This window comes from Pseudomonas sp. BT76 TE3572 (assembly GCF_050435365.1).
In the GTDB taxonomy this organism is placed as follows: domain Bacteria; phylum Pseudomonadota; class Gammaproteobacteria; order Pseudomonadales; family Pseudomonadaceae; genus Aquipseudomonas; species Aquipseudomonas fluorescens_W.
This window is the reverse complement of the sequence record NZ_JBNDKE010000001.1, coordinates 5,938,663-5,956,765: the sequence shown is the minus strand read 5'-3', so window position 1 is coordinate 5,956,765 and position 18,103 is coordinate 5,938,663. Positions and strand designations below refer to the sequence as shown.

The following is an 18,103-nucleotide window of genomic DNA, read 5'->3' as shown; positions in this document are numbered from 1 at the left end:
GAAGCCCACCTTTTGGTGGGCTTTTTGTTGCGCTGAATAAGTGCTTTTGCTGTTCGATAATCGCCCAGAACCCGCTTTTCCCGATTGAACCATCCGGTCCATTCCCCGCACCATTCGTCGCACAAGACCAATAACAACAGGTTCGACACCATGTCCCCGCGCCCTGCCCTGTCCGGCTGATTCCGTTCGTTTTTATCCCGAATTCAAATTTTTGTCTGCAACCCCAGGTTGCGGCAGCGCCCCGTTTCACGCCTAAAAATTAGAGAGACCCGACCACATGACACCTTCCACTACTCAATACTGGTTCCCCAGCCTCATCGCCGTTGCACTGGCCAGTACGGCTCTGTCTGCCATGGCCGAGGAGTCAGGCTTTGTCGAAGGTGCCAAGGTCAACCTGAACCTGCGCAACTTCTACATCAACCGCAACTTCACCAACCCGACCAAAGCCCAGGGCAAGGCAGAAGAGTGGACACAAAGCTTCATCCTCGACGCCAAGTCCGGGTTCACTCAGGGCACCGTCGGGTTCGGCATGGATGTGCTGGGGCTGTACTCGGTGAAACTCGACGGCGGTAAAGGCACGGGCGGTACGCAGTTGTTGCCGCTGGACCACGACGGTCGCCCAGCGGACAACTTCGGTCGCACCAACGTGGCGTTGAAGGCCAAGCTGTCGCAGACCGAAGTGAAGGTGGGTGAATGGATGCCGGTGCTGCCGATCCTGCGCTCGGACGACGGTCGTTCCCTGCCGCAAACCTTCCGTGGCGGCCAGATCACCTCGAAGGAAATCGACGGCCTGACGCTCTACGGCGGTCAGTTCCGCGCCAACAGCCCGCGCGACGACAGCAGCATGAACGACATGTCGATGACCGGAAAACCGGCGTTTACCTCCGACCGCTTCAACTTCCAGGGCGGCGAATACGTCTTCAACGAGAAGCGCACCCAGATCGGTGTGTGGAACGCCGAACTCAAGGACATCTACAGCCAGCAGTACGTGAATCTGATCCACAGCCAGCCCATCGGCGACTGGACCCTGGGCGCCAACCTCGGTTTCTTCTATGGCAAGGATGACGGCAGCGCCCGGGCCGGCGAGCTGGACAACAAGACCTGGTCGGGCCTGTTCTCGGCCAAATACGGCGGCAACACCTTCTACGTCGGCCTGCAAAAACTCACCGGCGACAACGCCTGGATGCGGGTCAACGGCACCAGCGGCGGCACCCTGGCCAACGACAGTTACAACGCCAGTTATGACAACACTCAGGAAAAATCCTGGCAGGTACGGCATGACTACAACTTCGTCGCCCTCGGCATTCCCGGCCTGACCCTGATGAACCGCTACATCAGCGGCGACAACGTCCACACCGGCACCATCACCGACGGCAAGGAATGGGGCCGCGAAAGCGAATTGGGTTACACCGTGCAGAGCGGTGCGCTCAAAAACCTCAACGTCAAATGGCGTAACTCGACCATTCGCCGTGACTTCAGCAACAACGAGTTCGATGAGAACCGGTTGATCGTCAGCTATCCGATCAGCTTGCTATAACCGCGTTCAGGCAGCGACCGCAGGATTAAGGCGGTCGCCTGCCTGTAACCACCGGTCGGCCGAAACTAGCGCTTTGTGTGTTCACAGATACAGTCAGGAAGCGTGTTTAATTCTCCATCCTGATGTAGGAGCCCCTTTTTTCTTCCGTTATCTCCGGATGCTGTACGCGAAGCTGCCATGACCACGGAGGTCAGGTATGAGCAAGCGAATAGTTATCGTCGGTGGCGGCGTAGGTGGAACCATGTTGGCCAATCAACTGGCCAGCAAGCTGTATCCAGAAATCCTGCGCGGCGAAGTCTCGATTGCACTACTGTCCAATTCCCCCGATCACTACTACAAACCTGCGTTCATGTACGTGGCGTTCAATCAGTTCTTTGAAGAAGAACTCAAGCGCCCGGAACGTTCACTGTTGCGCCCGGAAATCAGCTTTTACGTCGAAGAAGTCACGCGTTTCGATTTCCCCGGACAATGCCTGAAAACCCGTAGCGGCAAGCGTTATGGCTATGACTTTCTGGTCATTGCCACCGGCTGCGTGCCCGCGCCGGAGCGCATCGAAGGCTTGAAAGAAGCCGGCGACCACTTCTACCAATATCAGCCCGCCCGGCAGTTGGCAGAACGACTGAACACGATCAAAAAAGGCCGGATCTTCATCACGGTGTCTTTCCCGCAGACACCCAACGTGCCGCACCAATGCGGCATTGCGCCGGTAGAAACGACGTTGATGCTCGACGACTTCCTGCGTCGTCGGGGCGTGCGGGACCAGGTGGAAATCGTCTACACCTACCCGACCACGGCTCAGTTGCTGCGTAACTGCCTGTTCCTGCAACGCCCCACCGGGGACATTCTGCCCGGCATTTTCGAGCAGAAGAACATCCGTTTCCAACGCGGCTTCACCCTCAGCCGTGTCGATCCCGAGCGAAAAATCGCGTACTCCGAAGAAGGTGAAGAGCAACCCTTCGACATCCTGATGGCGACACCGCCGATCCGCGCCGTCGATGCGGTGCTGGAGTCCGGAGCGTCTCATGCGCCCAACAACGAAGGTTGGTTGCCGACCCACCACGAGACCCTGCAGGTCTACGGTCTGGAACACGTCTACGTGATTGGCGACACCGTCGACCTGCCGGTGAGTAAGGCCGGGGGTGCCTGTCATAACCAGGCGCCGGTCATCGCCAACAACATTGCCGCCGAGATTCGCCTCGGTGCGCCCCACAGCGTCTACGACGGAAGGGTTCAGGCCGTGGCGCAGATGGGGCTCAACGCCGGTATGCCGCTGTGGTACGACTACGCCCATGACGTCCTGCCAACACCGCCGACCAAACTCGGCGGCCTGCTGAGAAATGGCTTCAATCGTGGCCTGTACTGGGCGGTTGCCCGTGGAATGCTTTGATCTGCCCAGGGAGGCGTAAACAATGACGAACCTATCAGAAGAAACGCTGGCGACCAGCGCTGCCGGCCTGCCAGTGACGCCGGGGCTCAACGCCTTGATGGCGAAAATTCAGCCGCTGATCGACGGCGGTCGGCTGGACAACATTGTCGATGTGCTATCGCTGGTCTCGGACATGACCGACCTGCTGGACGCAGCGATGGTGGAAAAACTGGCGCGGCTGTTCGAAAACGCGACGGCGGCCACCTGGACAGTCAGTAATGCCGTGCGCCTGGCCAAGGCTGAGGTCGCCGCCGCCCCCGAGCCGCCGGGAGCCTATGCGTTGATCAAACTGCTGAACGACCCGGACACGCGCAAAGGCGTGGCGGTTGTCCTGAAAACACTGAACGTCATCGGAAGACAACTGTAACCGCCAGAGAGGATCACCTCATGAGCGTCAAACTTGAATCGGCAGGGAAAGCCTGCACCGACTGGGACGCCAAGGCGTACCAGCAGTTTTCCCGCCTCAGGCAACGACCGGTCAATGAATTGCTCGACCGTGTCGAACTCAAACAGCCCAAACGCATCTACGACCTGGGATGCGGCACCGGCATCGCCACGCAACTGTTGGCCAAGCGTTGGCCTCGAGCGCAGTTGCAGGGCATCGACAGTTCCGGGCAAATGCTGGACGAGGCTCGTTGCCTGCCGATCAAGGCGTTGTGGAAACAGTGCGATCTACTCGACTGGCAACCCGAACAACCGGCGGACCTGCTGTTCGCCGCCGCCGTACTGCACTTCGTCAGTGGTCACGAACAGTTATTGCCGCGACTGCTCGGCCAGCTCAATCCGGGTGGATGCCTGGCCGCGCACATGCCCGACTGGCGGGATGCGCTGTGGTATCAACTGATGCTCGACACCCTTGAAGAGGCCGGCCCCGGTGGCAAACCACTCGGCACCCCGCAGTTGCGCGAGGCCATGGCTGCACGGCCGTTGTTGTCGTTGGAAAGTTACTACCGGTTGCTCTCACCGATCACCCGGACACTGGATATCTGGGAGACCGAACAGCTACAGGTTGTCGACGGCAAGTCGCCGATCTATGACTGGGTCAAAGTCTCGGCGCTAAGGCCGGTGATGCAGGGACTGAAGGATGATGAGCAGGCGCGGTTCATCTACCACTACCTGATGCGCGTGCATGCGCATTACCCGCCGGAGAGCGACGGGCACACGTTGTTTCCGTTCAAGCGGATATTCATCGTCGCAACCGTGTAAGACATGACATCGCTTTCGCGGGCAAGCCTCGCTCCTACGGGTTCACGTAGATCCGTAGGAGCGAGGCTTGCCCGCGAAGGCGTCAGCTCAGATACCGCAAATCGCCAGGATCACTCCCGCGATTCAACCCCAAGCTCATCCCACACCGACTCTGCGAGATGGAATGTCGCATTCGCTGCCGGAATGCCGCAGTAGATCGCGCTCTGCATGATCACTTCCTTGATCTCGCCGCGGGTCACGCCGTTGTTGGCGGCGGCGCGCAGGTGCAGTTTGAGTTCTTCGTTGCGGTTCATGCCGATCAGCATGGCCATGGTGATCAGGCTGCGGGTATGACGCGGCAAGCCCGGACGGGTCCAGATGTCGCCCCAGGCGTGACGGGTGATCATCTCCTGAAACTCCGAGTTGAACTCGGTCAACGCGTTCAGGCTACGATCGACATGGGCGTCGCCGAGTACGGCACGGCGCACTTTCAGGCCTTCGTCGTAACGTTGTTTCTCGTCCACAACAATCCCCTTAATGAGCTGACAAAAACGCCAACACGCGCTCGCTGAACGCAGCACCGGCCTGAACGTTGGACAGGTGCGCCGCATAGAACTCGGCGTACTCGGCGCCTTGCACGTGTTCCTGAATGAAGTGCCCGCCGGAAGGCGGCGTGACCGCGTCTTCGGTGCCGGCGATGACCAGCAGCGGCACTTTGATCGAGGACAACTGATCGCGGAAATCGGCATCGCGCACGGCGGCACAGTTCGCGGCATACCCTTCAGGCGAGGTGGCGGCCAGCATGTCAGTAATCTTCTTTGCGGCAGCAGGATTGGCTTCAGCAAAATCCGCGGTGAACCAGCGCGCAATCGACGCATCGCGCAGGGCGACCATAGCGGCCGGACCGTCACGCAGCACGGTTTCAATGCGCGGGCTCCACACCGACGGATCGCCGATTTTCGCTGCGGTGTTGCACACCACCAGTTTGTTCAGGCGATCACCCGCGTTGATTCCCAGCCACTGGCCAATCAAGCCGCCCATGGACAAACCGCAGAAATGTGCGCGTTCGATGTGCAACGCGTCCAGCAGCGCCAGCACGTCATGGCCCAGTTGCTCGATGGTGTACGGCCCCGGCGTGACCAGCGATTTGCCATGGCCCCGGGTGTCGAAACGCAGCACCCGGAAATGCTCGGAGAACGCCGCAACTTGCGCGTCCCACATGTGCAGGTCGGTGCCCAGCGAGTTGGACAGCACCAGTACCGGCGCATCGTCCGGGCCATCGAGTTGCGGCCCTTGAATTTGGTAGTGCAGTTCGCCCTCGGCGAGTTGTACGAAAGCCACAGCAATCTCCTTCAGGCAGTCAACGCAGAATGTTCAGCCACCGCTCGCTCGACCCAGGTATGGGCCTGACCGAGGTAATGGGCGGGGTCCAGCAGATGATCGAGTTCAGCATCCGACAGTTCGGCGGTCACTTGCGGCTCGTCGCCGAGTACCGATCGCAGATGGCGTTGTTCAGCCACTGCACGCTTGCAGCATTGCTCCAGCAAATGGTGCGCAGTGTCGCGCCCCACGCGTTGGGCGAGGACGATGCTCACCGCTTCGGCGAGCACCAGCCCTTGAGTCAGATCGAGGTTGCGGGCCATGCGCTCGGCGTCCACTTCCAGTCCGTCCGCTACCAGCCGCGCCTGCTTCAGGCTGCCGGACACCAGGCAGCAAATCTCCGGCAGGGTTTCCCACTCGGCATGCCACAGGCCCAGGCTGCGCTCGTGTTCTTGAGGCATGGCGCTGAACAGAGTCGAGAGCAAACCTGGAACGCGAGTCGCCGCGCCGATCAGCACCGCCGCGCCCACCGGGTTGCGTTTGTGCGGCATGGTCGAAGAGCCGCCCTTGCCCGGTGCCGAGGGTTCAAACACCTCCCCCGCTTCGGTCTGCATCAACAGGCTGATGTCGCGGCCGAGTTTGCCGAGGCTGCCGGCGATCAATCCCAGTACCGAGCCGAACTCCACCAAGCGATCTCGCTGGGTGTGCCAAGGTTGATCGGGCAGTGTCAGTTTCAATTCTTCAGCCAGCGCTTGGGCAATCGGCATCGCCTGCTCGCCGAGGGCCGCGAGGGTTCCGGAGGCGCCGCCAAATTGCAGCACCAGTAATCGCGGTTTGAGTTCCCGCAGACGCTGACGGCTGCGAGTGACGGCGCCCAACCAACCGGCGATTTTCATGCCGAGGGTGACAGGCGTCGCGTGCTGCAACCAGGTGCGCCCAGCCAGCGGTGTCGCGACGTAACGCACCGCTTGGGTCGCCAGCGTTTCGCCCAATTGCGCCAGATCGTTTTCGATCAGCTCCAGTGCCCGGCGCAGTTGCAACACCAGACCGCTGTCCATCACGTCCTGGCTGGTCGCGCCCAGATGCACATAGCGCTCGGCTTCGGCATGGTTGGCCGCGATCTGTTTACCCAGCGCCTTGACCAACGGAATCGCCGAATTGCCCGCCGTGGCAATCGCCTCGCCGAGGGCGGCGAAGTCGTAATGCCCGGCCTGACAAGCTGCTTCAATCGGCGCGACTGCCGATTGCGGAATCAGCCCGACTCGCGCTTCGGCCCGGGCCAGTGCCGCTTCGAAATCAAGCATCGCTTGAACCCGACCCTGATCGCAGAACACCTCACGCATGTCGCGGGCAGTGAAATAGGCATCGAACAATTGATTGCCCGGTCGCTCGTTCATAAACAGTCCCTGGAGGCGTGGGCCGGTCAGGCCCACGGGTAAAGATCAAAGGTCGTTTTCTAAATACTTCGCCTGTTTCGGCAAGCGCAGGCTGAACAGGAACGCCACCGCCATCATCACCGTGACGTACCAGTAGAAGGAGTTTTCCATGCCCCCGGCCTTGAGGCTCAGAGCCACATATTCCGCCGAACCACCGAAGATGGCATTCGCCACCGCATACGCCAGGCCGACGCCCAATGCGCGCACTTCCGGGGGGAACATTTCGGCTTTTACCAGGCCACTGATCGAGGTGTAGAAACTGACAATCGACAGTGCCACGGTAATCAGCACGAAGGCCAGGAACGGACTGCTGACGCTTTTCAGGCTCAGCAGGATCGGTACGGTGAACAACGTCCCGAGGGCGCCGAACCACAGCATCGAGTTACGTCGGCCGATCTTGTCCGCGAGCATGCCGAACAGCGGCTGCATGCACATATAAAGGAACAGTGCGCCGGTCATGATGTAGCTGGCAGTCTTCGCCTGCATACCGGCGGTGTTTACCAGGTACTTCTGCATGTACGTGGTGAACGTGTAGAAAATCAGCGAGCCACCGGCGGTGTAACCGAGCACGGTAATGAACGCAGCCTTGTGGTCGCGGAACAGCGCACGGATGCTGCCGGCGTCCTTGTTTTCGCGCATTTCCTTGCTGGTGGTTTCCTTGAGCGAACGGCGCAGGAACAGCGAAATCAACGCCGCCGCCGCACCGACGACAAACGGGATCCGCCAGCCATAGGCGCGCAAATCATCCTCAGTGAGGAACTGTTGCAGGATCACCACCAGCGACACCGCCAGCAGTTGCCCACCGATCAGCGTCACGTACTGGAACGAGGCGAAGAAACCGCGCTGGCCCTTGAGGGCGACTTCACTCATGTAGGTCGCCGTGGTGCCGTACTCACCGCCCACCGACAGGCCCTGCAACAAGCGGGCGAACAGCAGCATGATCGGCGCCCAGACGCCGATGTCCTTATAGGTCGGCAGGCAAGCGATGAGCAACGAACCGAAGCACATCATCAGAATCGAGATCAGCATCGAATTCTTGCGCCCGTGCTTGTCCGCCAGCCGGCCGAAGATCCAGCCGCCGATGGGCCGCATCAGGAACCCGGCGGCGAATACGCCCGCCGTATTCACCAGCTGCACAGTCGGGTTATCGGACGGGAAAAAGGCAGGGGCGAAATAGATCGCGCAGAAGGCGTAGACATAGAAGTCGAACCATTCGACGAGGTTGCCGGACGAGGCGCCGACAATCGCAAAGATCCTTTTGCTGCGCTCTTCACCGGTGTAGTGCGCTGTAGTAGCGGTGTTAGTTGTCATTGTTTTTTACTCAATGGGGACTGTGAGAGTCTAGACACACTTTGCAACAACCCCGTTCCACAGATTGCAATGCTGCCCCCCTGTAGGAGTGAGCCTGCTCGCGATGGCGGTGTATCAGTGCCATCAATGCTGAATGACACTCCGCCATCGCGAGCAGGCTCACTCCTACAGGGATTTACTGTGTTTTCAGTAGTCGAAGAACACCGTCTCGGCATCGGTGCCCTGCAGGATCACATTCCACTGGTACACACCGGACGCATCCTTCTTCGCCAACAACGTGCTGCGGCGTTCAGCCGGCACACATTCCAGCAGCGGGTCCGCCACGTTGGCCGGTTCGCCATCAAAGTAAATCCGCGTCAGCAAGTGCTTCACCAAGCCGCGAGCAAACACCAGCACCACCAGATGCGGCGCCTGGGTCGTGCCTTTCAGGCCTTCCACCGTGCCCGGCTTGATCGTGGTGAAGCGGAAGCGCCCTTCGGCATCCACCGGCACCCGGCCAAACCCTTCGAAGTTCGGGTCCAGGGGTTTGTCCTGATCGTCTTCGGCGTGGTCATACTTGCCGGCGGCGTTGGCTTGCCAGACTTCCAGCATCGCGTCGTTGACGACGTCGCCCTTGCCATCGATGACTTGCCCGGTGATCGCCACGCGCTCGCCCAGGGTTTGTTCGACGGTCAGGTCTTCGCGGTTCAGCCAGGTCAAACCGATGTGGTAATACGGCCCGACGGTGTGGGACGTGGTCGCGTTCAGCGTCATCTTATTTCTCCATCGGCGTGGCTTCGCGGCCGCGCAAGACGATGTCCCAGCGATAACCGAGGGCATAGGAAGGGATGGTTTTTTCCAGATCGAAACGGGCGATCAAACGCTCTTTGGCGCTGGTATCCGGTACGCAGTTGTAGATCGGGTCATAGGCCAGCAACGGATCGCCCGGGAAATACATCTGCGTGACCAGGCGCGTGAGAATGCTCGGCCCGAACAGTGAGAAATGGATGTGCGCCGGGCGCCACGCGTTGTGGTGGTTGCCCCACGGGTAGGCGCCGGGCTTGATGGTCTGGAACTGGTACCAGCCATCGGCGTCGGTCACGGTGCGGCCAGTGCCGGTGAAATTCGGGTCCAGCGGCGCATCGTGCAGGTCACGGTCATGGTTGTAGCGACCGGCAGCGTTGGCTTGCCAGATCTCCACCAGAATCCCCGGCACCGGCAAACCATCTTCATCCAGCACGCGGCCGTGAATGATGATGCGCTCACCCAGTGGCTCGCCCTTGTGCTGGGCGGTCAGGTCGTTGTCCTTCTCCTGCACACGATCGGCGCCGATGGTCGGTCCGGTAATTTCCGACAACGAATGGGGCAAAAAAACCAACGGCTTGGACGGCGAGCGAAGGTTGGTGGATTGATAGGCCGGGTGCAGGTATTCCGGCTGGGTGCCCTCTTGCGGGCGGCGGTAACCAGGCTTGTCAGTCATGAAGCATTCCTCAGTTCTTATTAGTGACGCAGCACGTCAGACCCGTTCGATCGCCAAGGCCAGACCCTGGCCCACGCCGACGCACATGGTCGCCAGACCTTTCTTGCCGCCAGTCTTTTCCAGCTGATGCAGCGCGGTCAGCACCAGGCGGGCGCCACTCATGCCCAACGGATGGCCCAAGGCAATGGCGCCACCGTTCGGGTTGACCTGAGCCGCGTCGTCCGCCAGCCCCAGTTCCCGCAGCACCGCCAAACCTTGGCTGGCGAACGCTTCGTTGAGTTCGATCACGTCGAAATCGCTGACAGCCAGGCCGAGGCGCTCGGTCAGTTTGCGCACCGCCGGCACCGGGCCGATGCCCATTACACGCGGTGCGACACCGGCACTGGACATGCCCAGCACTTTGGCGCGGGCGGTCAGACCGTGCTTTTTCACGGCTTCGGCTGAGGCGAGAATCAACGCCGCGGCACCGTCGTTCACCCCGGAAGCATTGCCGGCGGTGACGGTTTTGTCGGGACCGTTGACCGGTTTCAGTTTGGCCAGGGTTTCCAGGGTGGTGTCGGCGCGAGGATGTTCATCCTGGCTGACGACCGTTTCGCCCTTTTTGTGGGCAATGCGCACTTCAACAATTTCTTCGGCGAAAAATCCTGCGGCTTGCGCGGCGGCTGTCCGCTGCTGACTGCGCAGTGCAAAAGCGTCCTGATCGGCGCGGGACACTTCGTAATCATCAGCCACGTTGTCGGCGGTCTGCGGCATCGCATCCACGCCGTATTGGGCTTTCATCAACGGGTTGATGAAACGCCAGCCGATGGTGGTGTCTTCCAGTTTCATGTTGCGCGAGAATGCCGCATCGGCCTTGCCCATCACGAACGGCGCGCGGGACATCGACTCGACGCCGCCGGCAATCGCCAGCTCCATCTCGCCACTGGCGATCGCCCGGAAAGCGGTGCCGATGGCGTCCATACCCGAGGCGCAGAGGCGATTGAGGGTCACGCCCGGAATGGTTTCCGGCAGGCCCGCCAGCAACAGCGCCATGCGCGCCACGTTGCGGTTGTCTTCGCCGGCCTGGTTGGCGCAACCGAGGAACACCTCGTCCACTGCGTTCCAGTCCACCGACGGGTTGCGCTCCATCAGCGCCTTGATCGGCACGGCGGCCAGGTCGTCGGCGCGAACCGCCGACAGGCCACCGCCGAAACGGCCGATGGGGGTGCGAATTGCGTCACAGATATATACGTCACGCATCACGCTTCTCCGGGTGCTTGGCCGTGGGCGGCTGCGGTGCGGGCTTCCAGATCCCTGAGTGCCGTCAGTTCGACATCCGTTGGCTCGGCTGTGTTTTCAACATTTTCTGCAAAACGAACAGCCCAGCCGGTAGCGGCAGTCACTTGCTCGCGGGTTACGCCCGGGTGCAGCGCGGTGACCACGAATTCATGGGTGCCGGCTTCCGGTTCCATGATGCACAGGTCGGTAATGATGCCGACCGGACCGGCGCCCGGCAGGCCGAGGCGCTTGCGCGAATCACCGCCCTCGCCATGGCCGACCGAGGTGATGAAATCGAGTTTGTCGACAAAGGAACGCGCCGATTGCTTGAGGATGATCAGCACGCTTTTGGCCGAGCCGGCGATCTCCGGTGCACCGCCGGCACCCGGCAGGCGGACTTTCGGCTGATGGTAGTCGCCCACCACGGTGGTGTTGATATTGCCGAAGCGGTCGACTTGCGCGGCGCCGAGGAAACCGACGTCGATGCGCCCACCCTGCAACCAGTAGCGAAAAATCTCACCGGTCGGGACGACGGTGTCGGCGGTTTCCGCCAGCTCACCGTCACCGATCGACAGCGGCAGCACGCTCGGCTTGGCACCAATCGGACCCGATTCGTAGATCAGGACTACATCCGGCGAGGAAGTCAGACGCGCCAGGTTGGCGGCTTTCGACGGCAGGCCGATGCCGACGAAACACACCGAACCGTTTTTCAGACGGCGGGCAGCGGCGACGGTCATCATTTCATTGGTGGTGTAAGTCATTACTTGGCCTCCGAAGCAGCGGCCAGCTTGGCCTGGAACTCGCTGAAGTCAGCGCAGCCGTGGATGTACTCGTTGATCCACGCGGTGAAGGTTTCACGGTCGCGGGCAATCGGGTCCCAGGCCTGGTAGAAACGGTTATCGCGCTCGTTGTAGCCGTGAGCGTAGGACGGATGCGCGCCGCCGGGAACGTGGCAGACCGCGCTCAACGCCCACGTCGGCAGAACGCAGGAGTTCATCGGTGTATTGAGGTCGTCGACGATTTCCTCGACGGTAACGATGCAACGCTTGGCGGCCAGTGCGGCTTCTTTCTGTACGCCGAGAATGCCCCACAGCAACACGTTGCCTTTGCGGTCGGCTTTCTGTGCGTGAATAACGGTGATGTCCGGGCGCACCGAAGGCACGGCCGCCAATACTTCACCGGTGAATGGGCAGGTGACGGTTTTGATCAGCGGGTTGACCTTCGGCAGGTCGGAGCCGGCGTAGGCACGCAGTACCGCGAACGGTAGGCCGGAGGCGCCAGCGACGTAGGCATTGGCCAGGTCGGCGTGGCTGTGCTCTTCGATTTCCAGCGCGTGCGGCCACTGCTTCTCGACGGCGTCACGCAGGCGATGCAGCGAACCGACGCCCGGGTTTCCGCCCCAGGAGAAAATCAGTTTGCGAGCACAACCGGCACCGATCAACTGGTCGTAGATCAAGTCAGGCGTCATCCGCACCAGTGTCAGGTCTTTCTTGCCCTGGCGAATGATTTCGTGACCCGCCGCCGTAGGGATCAGGTGAGTGAAGCCTTCGAGCGCGACCGTATCGCCGTCGTTTACGAATTGCTTCACCGCGTCGTGCAGCGAAAGGATTTCAGCCATGGGGCAGGCTCCCGTTTTGTTATGAACCGACAGTGGAAGAAAAAGGCGCGATGCGCAGCGCCGGAATGACTGAAGGTTAAGCCTGTATAAAACGCCAAACAATCCGATAATCGACTGAGTGTTCGTTTATCGAACAGATTGTTGTCTTGCTACCGATACCAAAAGCATCGTCGGAACGCCGCCCGGACCAAGCCCGCTCCCACAGGTTATGTGAACGACATAAATCCCTGTGGGAGCGGGCTTGCCCGCGAAGAGGCCATCAAACGCGCTGAAGATTCTGAAACCTGGACTCAGGTCGCATCCGCATGACTGACCATGCCCTTGATCACCACCGCCGTGGTCGCCAGTGCCGCTGGAATCACCAGCGCTGTCAGCACCTGCTCGAAGTTCCAGCCCAGGCCCAGTAGCGTTGCGCCCATCCACGCACCGAGAATCGCGCCGAAGCGGCCGATCCCGAGCATCCACGACACCCCGGTCGCCCGCCCCTGCGTCGGATAAAACCGCGCCGCCAGCGAAGGCATCGCCGATTGCGCGCCGTTGACGCACATCCCGGCCACCAGCACCAACGTCGCCAATAGCGTGATGTTGCCCAGGCTCTGCCCTACCGCGTAGGCAAATACCCCGGCAAGTAGATAGAAAATGCCGATAACCTTGTGCGGATTGAACCGGTCCATCGCCCAGCCCACGCCCACCGCGCTCAAGACACCGCCAAACTGGAACAACGCACCAATGAACGCCGCCTGCTCCATGCTCGCGCCACTGTCACGCATCAGCGTCGGCAGCCAACTGGTCAGCAGATAAACGATCACCAGCCCCATGAAATAGGTCAGCCACAGCAACAAGGTGCCGGTGCTGTAGGTGCCGGAGAAGATCACCGCGAACACGTTGCGGGCCTTTACGGTTTTCTGTTCCGGCACGCTGAAGCTGGAAGCCTGAGCGACGACGGTTGGATCGATGGGGGCCAGGGTCTTGCGCACTTTGTCAGTGCCGCGATTGCGGACGACGAGGTAGCGCGCCGATTCCGGCAGCCAGAACAGCAATACGACGGCGAGGATCAGCGGCAAAATCCCGCCGATCAGCAGCAGGCTGTGCCAGCCAAAGGCCGGAATCAGTTTGGCGGAAATGAAACCGCCGCCCGCCATGCCGAGGTTGAAGCCGCAGAACATGCTGGTCACCAGCAGGGATTTCTTGCGCTCCGGGGTGTATTCGGACAGCAGCGTCGTGGCGTTCGGCATGCCGGCGCCAAGGCCCAGGCCAGTGAGGAAACGCAGCACCAGCAGTTGATCGACGTTGGTGCTGTAAGCCGAAGCCAGGCTGAACGCGCCGAACAACGCCACCGCGCCCACCAGTACGATTTTTCGCCCGAAGCGGTCAGCCAATGGGCCAGAACCCAGTGCGCCAAAGACCATACCGATCAGCGCCGCGCTCATCACCGGGCCGAGACTGGCGCGGTCGATGCCCCAATCCTGAGACAGGGCGGGCGCGATGAAACCCATGGCCGCCGTGTCGAGGCCATCGAGGAAAACAATCAGGAAACACAGGATCACCACTCGCCATTGGTAGCGCGAAATGGGTTGAGCATTGATGAAGGACTGCACGTCGAGGCAGTTTCCTACAGCAGACTGGGGCTGGTTCATTATTTTTATTCCACGCAAAGAACGCAGTCGGAGAGTAGCCAGCCAAGGCTGGCGCTGCCGCGACATTAGTGATCTTGGGGAAAGAGCGTCAATTCGATAAACGCGACTCTGTGCGTTTATCGAACAGCTTAGGCGAATGGCTTACGCAAAGAGTTGCGCGCTGAGGTCGCGACTCGCGCTCAGAAGGCCAGGCAGGAAACGTTGTTCCAGCTCGTTGCGGCTGACTCGGCCGGCGTGGGTACTGACGTTTAGCGCCGCGACCACTTGGCCGGAAGCGTCGTACACCGGAACGGCAATCGAGCGCAGACCTTGTTCCAGTTCCTGATCGACGATGCACCAGCCTTGCTGCCGCACCTCTTGCAGGCATTCGAGCAACGCCTCGGGGGTGTGCAGGGTTCGGCTGGTCTTGGCTTGCAACTCTGCATGGTCGAGGTACTCGCGCAGCGACGTATCGTCCAGCGCCGCGAGAAGAATCCTGCCCATCGAGGTGCAATAGGCCGGCAGACGTCCACCGACCGACAGGTCGACGGAAATCAGTCGCTGGGTGGTGGCCGAACGGGCGATGTACAAGATGTCATCGCCTTCCAGAGTGGCCATGTTGCAGGCTTCATGAAGTTGCTCGCTCATGCGGTCCAGGTAGGGCTGGGCAGAAACCGCCAGCGGCGTCGACGACACATACGCATGGCCAAGCGTCAGTACTTTAGGCAGCAGCGAATACGTGCGGCCGTCGGTGGTGGCGTAGCCAAGTTTGATCAGTGTGTGCAGGCAACGTCGCACAGCGGCGCGGGGAATTTCCGTGCGGTGACTGATCTGAGCGATGGTGAGGTGACGTTTGCGCTCCTGAAACGCTTGCACCACGGCCAGGCCACGGGCCAGGGATGTCATGAAATCCGGGTCGCCGGTCAGTGCCTGGATCCGCTTGGCGGGCGAGGCAACGATCGGCGGCGCCACTGAAGCGAAGGAATTGCGCATTTGATCGTTCATACAAGGTCCTTTTCCCACACGGTTCAGCGGCTATTACAAGCGGCAGCCGGTCCTTCACACAACCCCGGGCCGCCAAGACTGTTCGATTATCGAACCATCGACCGATAATCGCAATTGACGCCCACCAGGAGCAGCCGATTATTGAACGGGCTTGCATCTGTTTTTACATAGGCTCTGACGCAGACTAGAAGGGTCGATGTAATTGTCCTAACTTGTTCGACTTAATGGCGTCAGAAAGGCATCACTGTAACGTCGTGCCGCCGAGCGACCTAGTTAGCCGTATAAAGTTGCGAGTAACAAAACAATCACACATCAAGACCCACTTTTAACTCTTTGACGATAGTGTTCTTCGAATCGACCGCTATAATGAAATTCAGTGGTGACCGGTTTTTAATTGCCGATTCCGCCACCCGGTAGCGCGATGTTCCATCGCCGTTACCCGCAGCAAACACCTGACACTCATTTCATATGCTTCGCCAAGGTGTTCGCTGAAACAGGAAACTGATGCTGCGTCAGCTGTTTATCTCTGGTGTCGTGGCCGCCTGCAACATGGAAGTATTTGATCGCAATGCCGTAAAAAATGATGCCTTTACGGGCCTTGTCCATTCGGCGAGCGTGGTCAAATACATTTGATGCAGCGCGTTTCACCAGAATTTAACTCAACTCAATCAGGTAGCACTGTGACGAAAGACGAACTGCGCGCGGAACTTGAGCGCCAGGAACAACGTTACAAGGAAGTTTACGGCGGGGAAGTCACCACCTACGCCGCTCAGCCCGAACCGGAACGCAAACCCTGGCGTAAACGCGCCACCGTTCAGGATCAGGCTTTCACTCAAGAATTGCAGAAAATGGAAAAGGAACTCAAAGCCGAAGAGCCATAAGCCCTCGGCCTGAATCCTTTCAAGGGTCTGCGTCTGCACCCGTTAAAAACGGGATGTATCGATGATGCCTTTCGCGCCCGCTACCAGCGGGCAGCGGCCACCTCACCCCCGGGATGAGGCAAATGGCGCATGTCTGGCCCTCTTTTCAGATATTTCACACAAGCGTTAAAACCTCTTGCTCCTACGAGAGGACGCCTTGTGGCTGCGGCCTTTTCAAAGAAATTCAATGACTTGCAAAACCCGGTAAAAACCCGGGGCTTGGGCTGCTGCGACAAATTAATTCGTTGAAGAATGTTACCGATGAGCACCTAGTGCATCGATTAGCAGTCTTTTCTGGCATAATCGCGCCCCCTTACGACCGGGTCAGAAAACCTTCATGATCGATTTATTCAGCGGACTAGATGCTTGGGTGCTTGTGAGCCTCTTGCTCGCCCTGGCCTTTGTCCTCGCCTTCGAGTTCATCAACGGCTTTCATGACACCGCTAACGCGGTGGCTACTGTTATCTACACCAAAGCCATGCCGCCTCATCTGGCGGTGTTCTTTTCCGGTGTGTTCAACTTTCTCGGCGTTCTGCTGGGCGGTGTCGGCGTGGCGTATGCCATCGTCCACCTGCTGCCGGTAGAGCTGCTGATCAATGTGAACACCGGTCACGGACTGGCCATGGTGTTCTCGCTGCTCGCCGCCGCCATCACCTGGAACCTGGGCACCTGGTACTTCGGTATCCCGGCTTCCAGCTCCCACACGCTGATCGGTTCGATCCTCGGTGTCGGCCTGGCCAACGCCCTGATCAACGACATTCCGTTGGCCGATGGCGTGAACTGGCAGAAGGCGATCGATATCGGTGCCTCCCTGGTGTTCTCGCCGATGGCGGGCTTCCTGCTCGCAGCGCTGATATTGATCGGCCTTAAATGGTGGCGTCCACTGTCGAAGATGCACAAGACGCCGGAACAGCGCCGCAAGATCGACGACAAGAAACACCCGCCGTTCTGGAACCGCCTGGTGCTGGTCATCTCCGCCATGGCCGTGAGCTTCGTGCACGGTTCCAACGATGGCCAGAAAGGTATCGGCCTGATCATGCTGGTGCTGATCGGTATCGTTCCGGCGCAGTTCGTACTCGACCTGGGCAGCACGACCTACCAGATCGAACGGACTCGCGACGCGACCCTGCACCTGAGCCAGTTCTACAAGCGCAATGCCGATACGCTGGGTGAATTCCTGGCCCTGGGCAAAAGCGTGGAAGGTGACCTGCCGGAGAAATTCCGTTGCAACCCGCAACAGACCGAACCGACCATCACCGCCCTGCTCGGCACCCTTAAAGGTGTAGCGGACTACCACTCGCTGCCGTCGGAAAGCCGCATCGAAGTGCGTCGCTACCTGCTCTGCCTGGACGACACGGCGAAGAAAGTCAGCAAGCTGCCTGGCCTGGCTCCCCGTGAAAAGGCTGACCTGGACAAGCTGCGCAAAGACCTGACCACCACCACCGAATACGCCCCGTTCTGGGTGATTCTGGCGGTCGCCCTGGCCCTCGGCCTGGGTACCATGGTGGGCTGGAAGCGTGTGGTCCTGACCATCGGCGAGAAGATCGGCAAGCAGGGCATGACTTACTCCCAAGGCATGTCGGCACAGATCACCACCGCGAGCCTGATCGGCATGGCCAACATCTTCAGCCTGCCGGTGTCCACCACCCACGTCCTGTCCTCGGGCGTGGCCGGGACCATGGTCGCCAATAAAAGCGGCCTGCAAGGTGGCACCGTCAAAACCATCCTGCTGGCCTGGGTCCTGACCCTGCCAGCCACAGTGGCCCTGTCGGCCGGCCTGTTCTGGCTGGCATCGAAGGCACTGGGCAGCTGATATACCGCTGCTAAAAAAGGCGCGTTCCGTGAGGTTCGCGCCTTTTTTATTGCTGAAAACTTCGCCACACCACCTATCCCTGTGGGAGCGGGCTTGCCCGCGATGACGGCGGCAGATCCGACATCGATGTAACAGACATACCGCTATCGCGGGCAAGCCCGCTCCCACAGTTGACTGTGTACCTCGATAGAAATTCGTGG

The 18,103-nt window shown here is 60.1% G+C and carries 18 protein-coding genes; 7 read left to right on the top strand and 11 right to left on the bottom strand.

Annotated elements, in window-relative coordinates; all coding sequences use genetic code 11:
- Window positions 1-277: 277 nt before the first annotated feature.
- The 4 genes from ABH912_RS27200 to ABH912_RS27185 all read left to right on the top strand — a co-directional run bounded on the left by ABH912_RS27200 (window position 278) and on the right by ABH912_RS27185 (window position 4,169).
- A complete protein-coding gene (locus tag ABH912_RS27200; protein ID WP_429512093.1) occupies window positions 278-1,537 on the top strand; it encodes an OprD family porin in 1,260 nt (419 codons plus the stop codon).
- Between the two features lie 196 nt (window positions 1,538-1,733).
- Window positions 1,734-2,924 carry an NAD(P)/FAD-dependent oxidoreductase gene (locus ABH912_RS27195; RefSeq protein ID WP_429512091.1) on the top strand — a complete coding sequence of 397 codons (1,191 nt, stop codon included), beginning with the start codon at window positions 1,734-1,736 and terminating at the stop codon, window positions 2,922-2,924.
- A 22-nt stretch (window positions 2,925-2,946) separates the two neighbouring features.
- On the top strand, window positions 2,947-3,330 hold the full coding sequence (locus tag ABH912_RS27190) for a DUF1641 domain-containing protein (RefSeq protein WP_429512090.1): 384 nt from the start codon (window positions 2,947-2,949) through the stop codon (window positions 3,328-3,330).
- 20 nt (window positions 3,331-3,350) lie between these two features.
- Entirely contained in the window at window positions 3,351-4,169 is an 819-nt protein-coding gene (locus ABH912_RS27185; RefSeq protein ID WP_429512088.1) for a methyltransferase domain-containing protein, read from the top strand.
- 110 nt (window positions 4,170-4,279) lie between these two features.
- Here ABH912_RS27185 and pcaC read toward each other — a convergent pair whose 3' ends face one another.
- From pcaC to pcaR, 11 genes are all read right to left on the bottom strand, one after another.
- Window positions 4,280-4,672 carry a 4-carboxymuconolactone decarboxylase gene (gene pcaC, locus ABH912_RS27180; RefSeq protein ID WP_033060940.1) on the bottom strand — a complete coding sequence of 131 codons (393 nt, stop codon included), beginning with the start codon at window positions 4,670-4,672 and terminating at the stop codon, window positions 4,280-4,282.
- A gap of 10 nt (window positions 4,673-4,682) precedes the next feature.
- Window positions 4,683-5,489, bottom strand: coding sequence for a 3-oxoadipate enol-lactonase (gene pcaD / locus ABH912_RS27175; RefSeq protein ID WP_429512086.1), 807 nt, complete (start codon window positions 5,487-5,489; stop codon window positions 4,683-4,685).
- A gap of 11 nt (window positions 5,490-5,500) precedes the next feature.
- Window positions 5,501-6,865 carry a 3-carboxy-cis,cis-muconate cycloisomerase gene (locus tag ABH912_RS27170; RefSeq protein ID WP_429512085.1) on the bottom strand — a complete coding sequence of 455 codons (1,365 nt, stop codon included), beginning with the start codon at window positions 6,863-6,865 and terminating at the stop codon, window positions 5,501-5,503.
- Between the two features lie 45 nt (window positions 6,866-6,910).
- The gene (locus ABH912_RS27165; RefSeq protein WP_033060945.1) at window positions 6,911-8,215 is read right to left on the bottom strand and encodes an MFS family transporter; all 1,305 of its coding nucleotides are present in this window, start codon (window positions 8,213-8,215) and stop codon (window positions 6,911-6,913) included.
- A 186-nt stretch (window positions 8,216-8,401) separates the two neighbouring features.
- Entirely contained in the window at window positions 8,402-8,968 is a 567-nt protein-coding gene (gene pcaG / locus ABH912_RS27160; protein ID WP_429512083.1) for a protocatechuate 3,4-dioxygenase subunit alpha, read from the bottom strand.
- A gap of 1 nt (window position 8,969) precedes the next feature.
- Complete coding sequence (gene pcaH / locus ABH912_RS27155; protein ID WP_429512081.1) at window positions 8,970-9,674, bottom strand: protocatechuate 3,4-dioxygenase subunit beta; 705 nt, start codon at window positions 9,672-9,674, stop codon at window positions 8,970-8,972.
- A 36-nt stretch (window positions 9,675-9,710) separates the two neighbouring features.
- The gene (gene pcaF, locus ABH912_RS27150; RefSeq protein WP_197281778.1) at window positions 9,711-10,916 is read right to left on the bottom strand and encodes a 3-oxoadipyl-CoA thiolase; all 1,206 of its coding nucleotides are present in this window, start codon (window positions 10,914-10,916) and stop codon (window positions 9,711-9,713) included.
- Complete coding sequence (locus ABH912_RS27145; protein ID WP_429512079.1) at window positions 10,913-11,692, bottom strand: CoA-transferase subunit beta; 780 nt, start codon at window positions 11,690-11,692, stop codon at window positions 10,913-10,915. The genes pcaF and ABH912_RS27145 overlap by 4 nt, the downstream gene beginning before the upstream one ends.
- Window positions 11,692-12,549 (bottom strand): CoA transferase subunit A, encoded by an 858-nt coding sequence (locus ABH912_RS27140; RefSeq protein WP_429512077.1) that lies wholly within the window; start codon window positions 12,547-12,549, stop codon window positions 11,692-11,694. The genes ABH912_RS27145 and ABH912_RS27140 overlap by 1 nt, the downstream gene beginning before the upstream one ends.
- Window positions 12,550-12,839: 290 nt before the next feature.
- The gene (locus ABH912_RS27135) at window positions 12,840-14,186 is read right to left on the bottom strand and encodes an MFS transporter (protein WP_033060952.1); all 1,347 of its coding nucleotides are present in this window, start codon (window positions 14,184-14,186) and stop codon (window positions 12,840-12,842) included.
- Window positions 14,187-14,327: 141 nt separating this feature from the next.
- Window positions 14,328-15,170, bottom strand: coding sequence for a pca regulon transcriptional regulator PcaR (pcaR, locus tag ABH912_RS27130; RefSeq protein WP_008147316.1), 843 nt, complete (start codon window positions 15,168-15,170; stop codon window positions 14,328-14,330).
- Window positions 15,171-15,674: 504 nt separating this feature from the next.
- Here pcaR and ABH912_RS27125 point away from each other — a divergent pair.
- From ABH912_RS27125 to ABH912_RS27115, 3 genes are all read left to right on the top strand, one after another.
- The gene (locus ABH912_RS27125) at window positions 15,675-15,803 is read left to right on the top strand and encodes a hypothetical protein (RefSeq protein ID WP_269434509.1); all 129 of its coding nucleotides are present in this window, start codon (window positions 15,675-15,677) and stop codon (window positions 15,801-15,803) included.
- 47 nt (window positions 15,804-15,850) lie between these two features.
- Window positions 15,851-16,051, top strand: a complete 201-nt coding sequence (locus ABH912_RS27120) for a hypothetical protein (RefSeq protein ID WP_007935837.1) — start codon at window positions 15,851-15,853, stop codon at window positions 16,049-16,051.
- 376 nt (window positions 16,052-16,427) lie between these two features.
- Window positions 16,428-17,903, top strand: a complete 1,476-nt coding sequence (locus tag ABH912_RS27115; RefSeq protein ID WP_033060956.1) for an inorganic phosphate transporter — start codon at window positions 16,428-16,430, stop codon at window positions 17,901-17,903.
- Window positions 17,904-18,103 lie beyond the last annotated feature (200 nt).

Coding starts and splice junctions, on each gene's coding strand:
- ABH912_RS27200 (WP_429512093.1), top strand. CDS start 278: ATGACACCTTCCACTACTCAATACTGGTTCCCCAGCCTCATCGCCGTT.
- ABH912_RS27195 (WP_429512091.1), top strand. CDS start 1,734: ATGAGCAAGCGAATAGTTATCGTCGGTGGCGGCGTAGGTGGAACCATG.
- ABH912_RS27190 (WP_429512090.1), top strand. CDS start 2,947: ATGACGAACCTATCAGAAGAAACGCTGGCGACCAGCGCTGCCGGCCTG.
- ABH912_RS27185 (WP_429512088.1), top strand. CDS start 3,351: ATGAGCGTCAAACTTGAATCGGCAGGGAAAGCCTGCACCGACTGGGAC.
- ABH912_RS27170 (WP_429512085.1), bottom strand. CDS start 6,865: ATGAACGAGCGACCGGGCAATCAATTGTTCGATGCCTATTTCACTGCC.
- ABH912_RS27165 (WP_033060945.1), bottom strand. CDS start 8,215: ATGACAACTAACACCGCTACTACAGCGCACTACACCGGTGAAGAGCGC.
- pcaG (WP_429512083.1), bottom strand. CDS start 8,968: ATGACGCTGAACGCGACCACGTCCCACACCGTCGGGCCGTATTACCAC.
- pcaH (WP_429512081.1), bottom strand. CDS start 9,674: ATGACTGACAAGCCTGGTTACCGCCGCCCGCAAGAGGGCACCCAGCCG.
- ABH912_RS27145 (WP_429512079.1), bottom strand. CDS start 11,692: ATGACTTACACCACCAATGAAATGATGACCGTCGCCGCTGCCCGCCGT.
- ABH912_RS27140 (WP_429512077.1), bottom strand. CDS start 12,549: ATGGCTGAAATCCTTTCGCTGCACGACGCGGTGAAGCAATTCGTAAAC.
- ABH912_RS27135 (WP_033060952.1), bottom strand. CDS start 14,186: ATGAACCAGCCCCAGTCTGCTGTAGGAAACTGCCTCGACGTGCAGTCC.
- pcaR (WP_008147316.1), bottom strand. CDS start 15,170: ATGAACGATCAAATGCGCAATTCCTTCGCTTCAGTGGCGCCGCCGATC.
- ABH912_RS27125 (WP_269434509.1), top strand. CDS start 15,675: ATGCTGCGTCAGCTGTTTATCTCTGGTGTCGTGGCCGCCTGCAACATG.
- ABH912_RS27115 (WP_033060956.1), top strand. CDS start 16,428: ATGATCGATTTATTCAGCGGACTAGATGCTTGGGTGCTTGTGAGCCTC.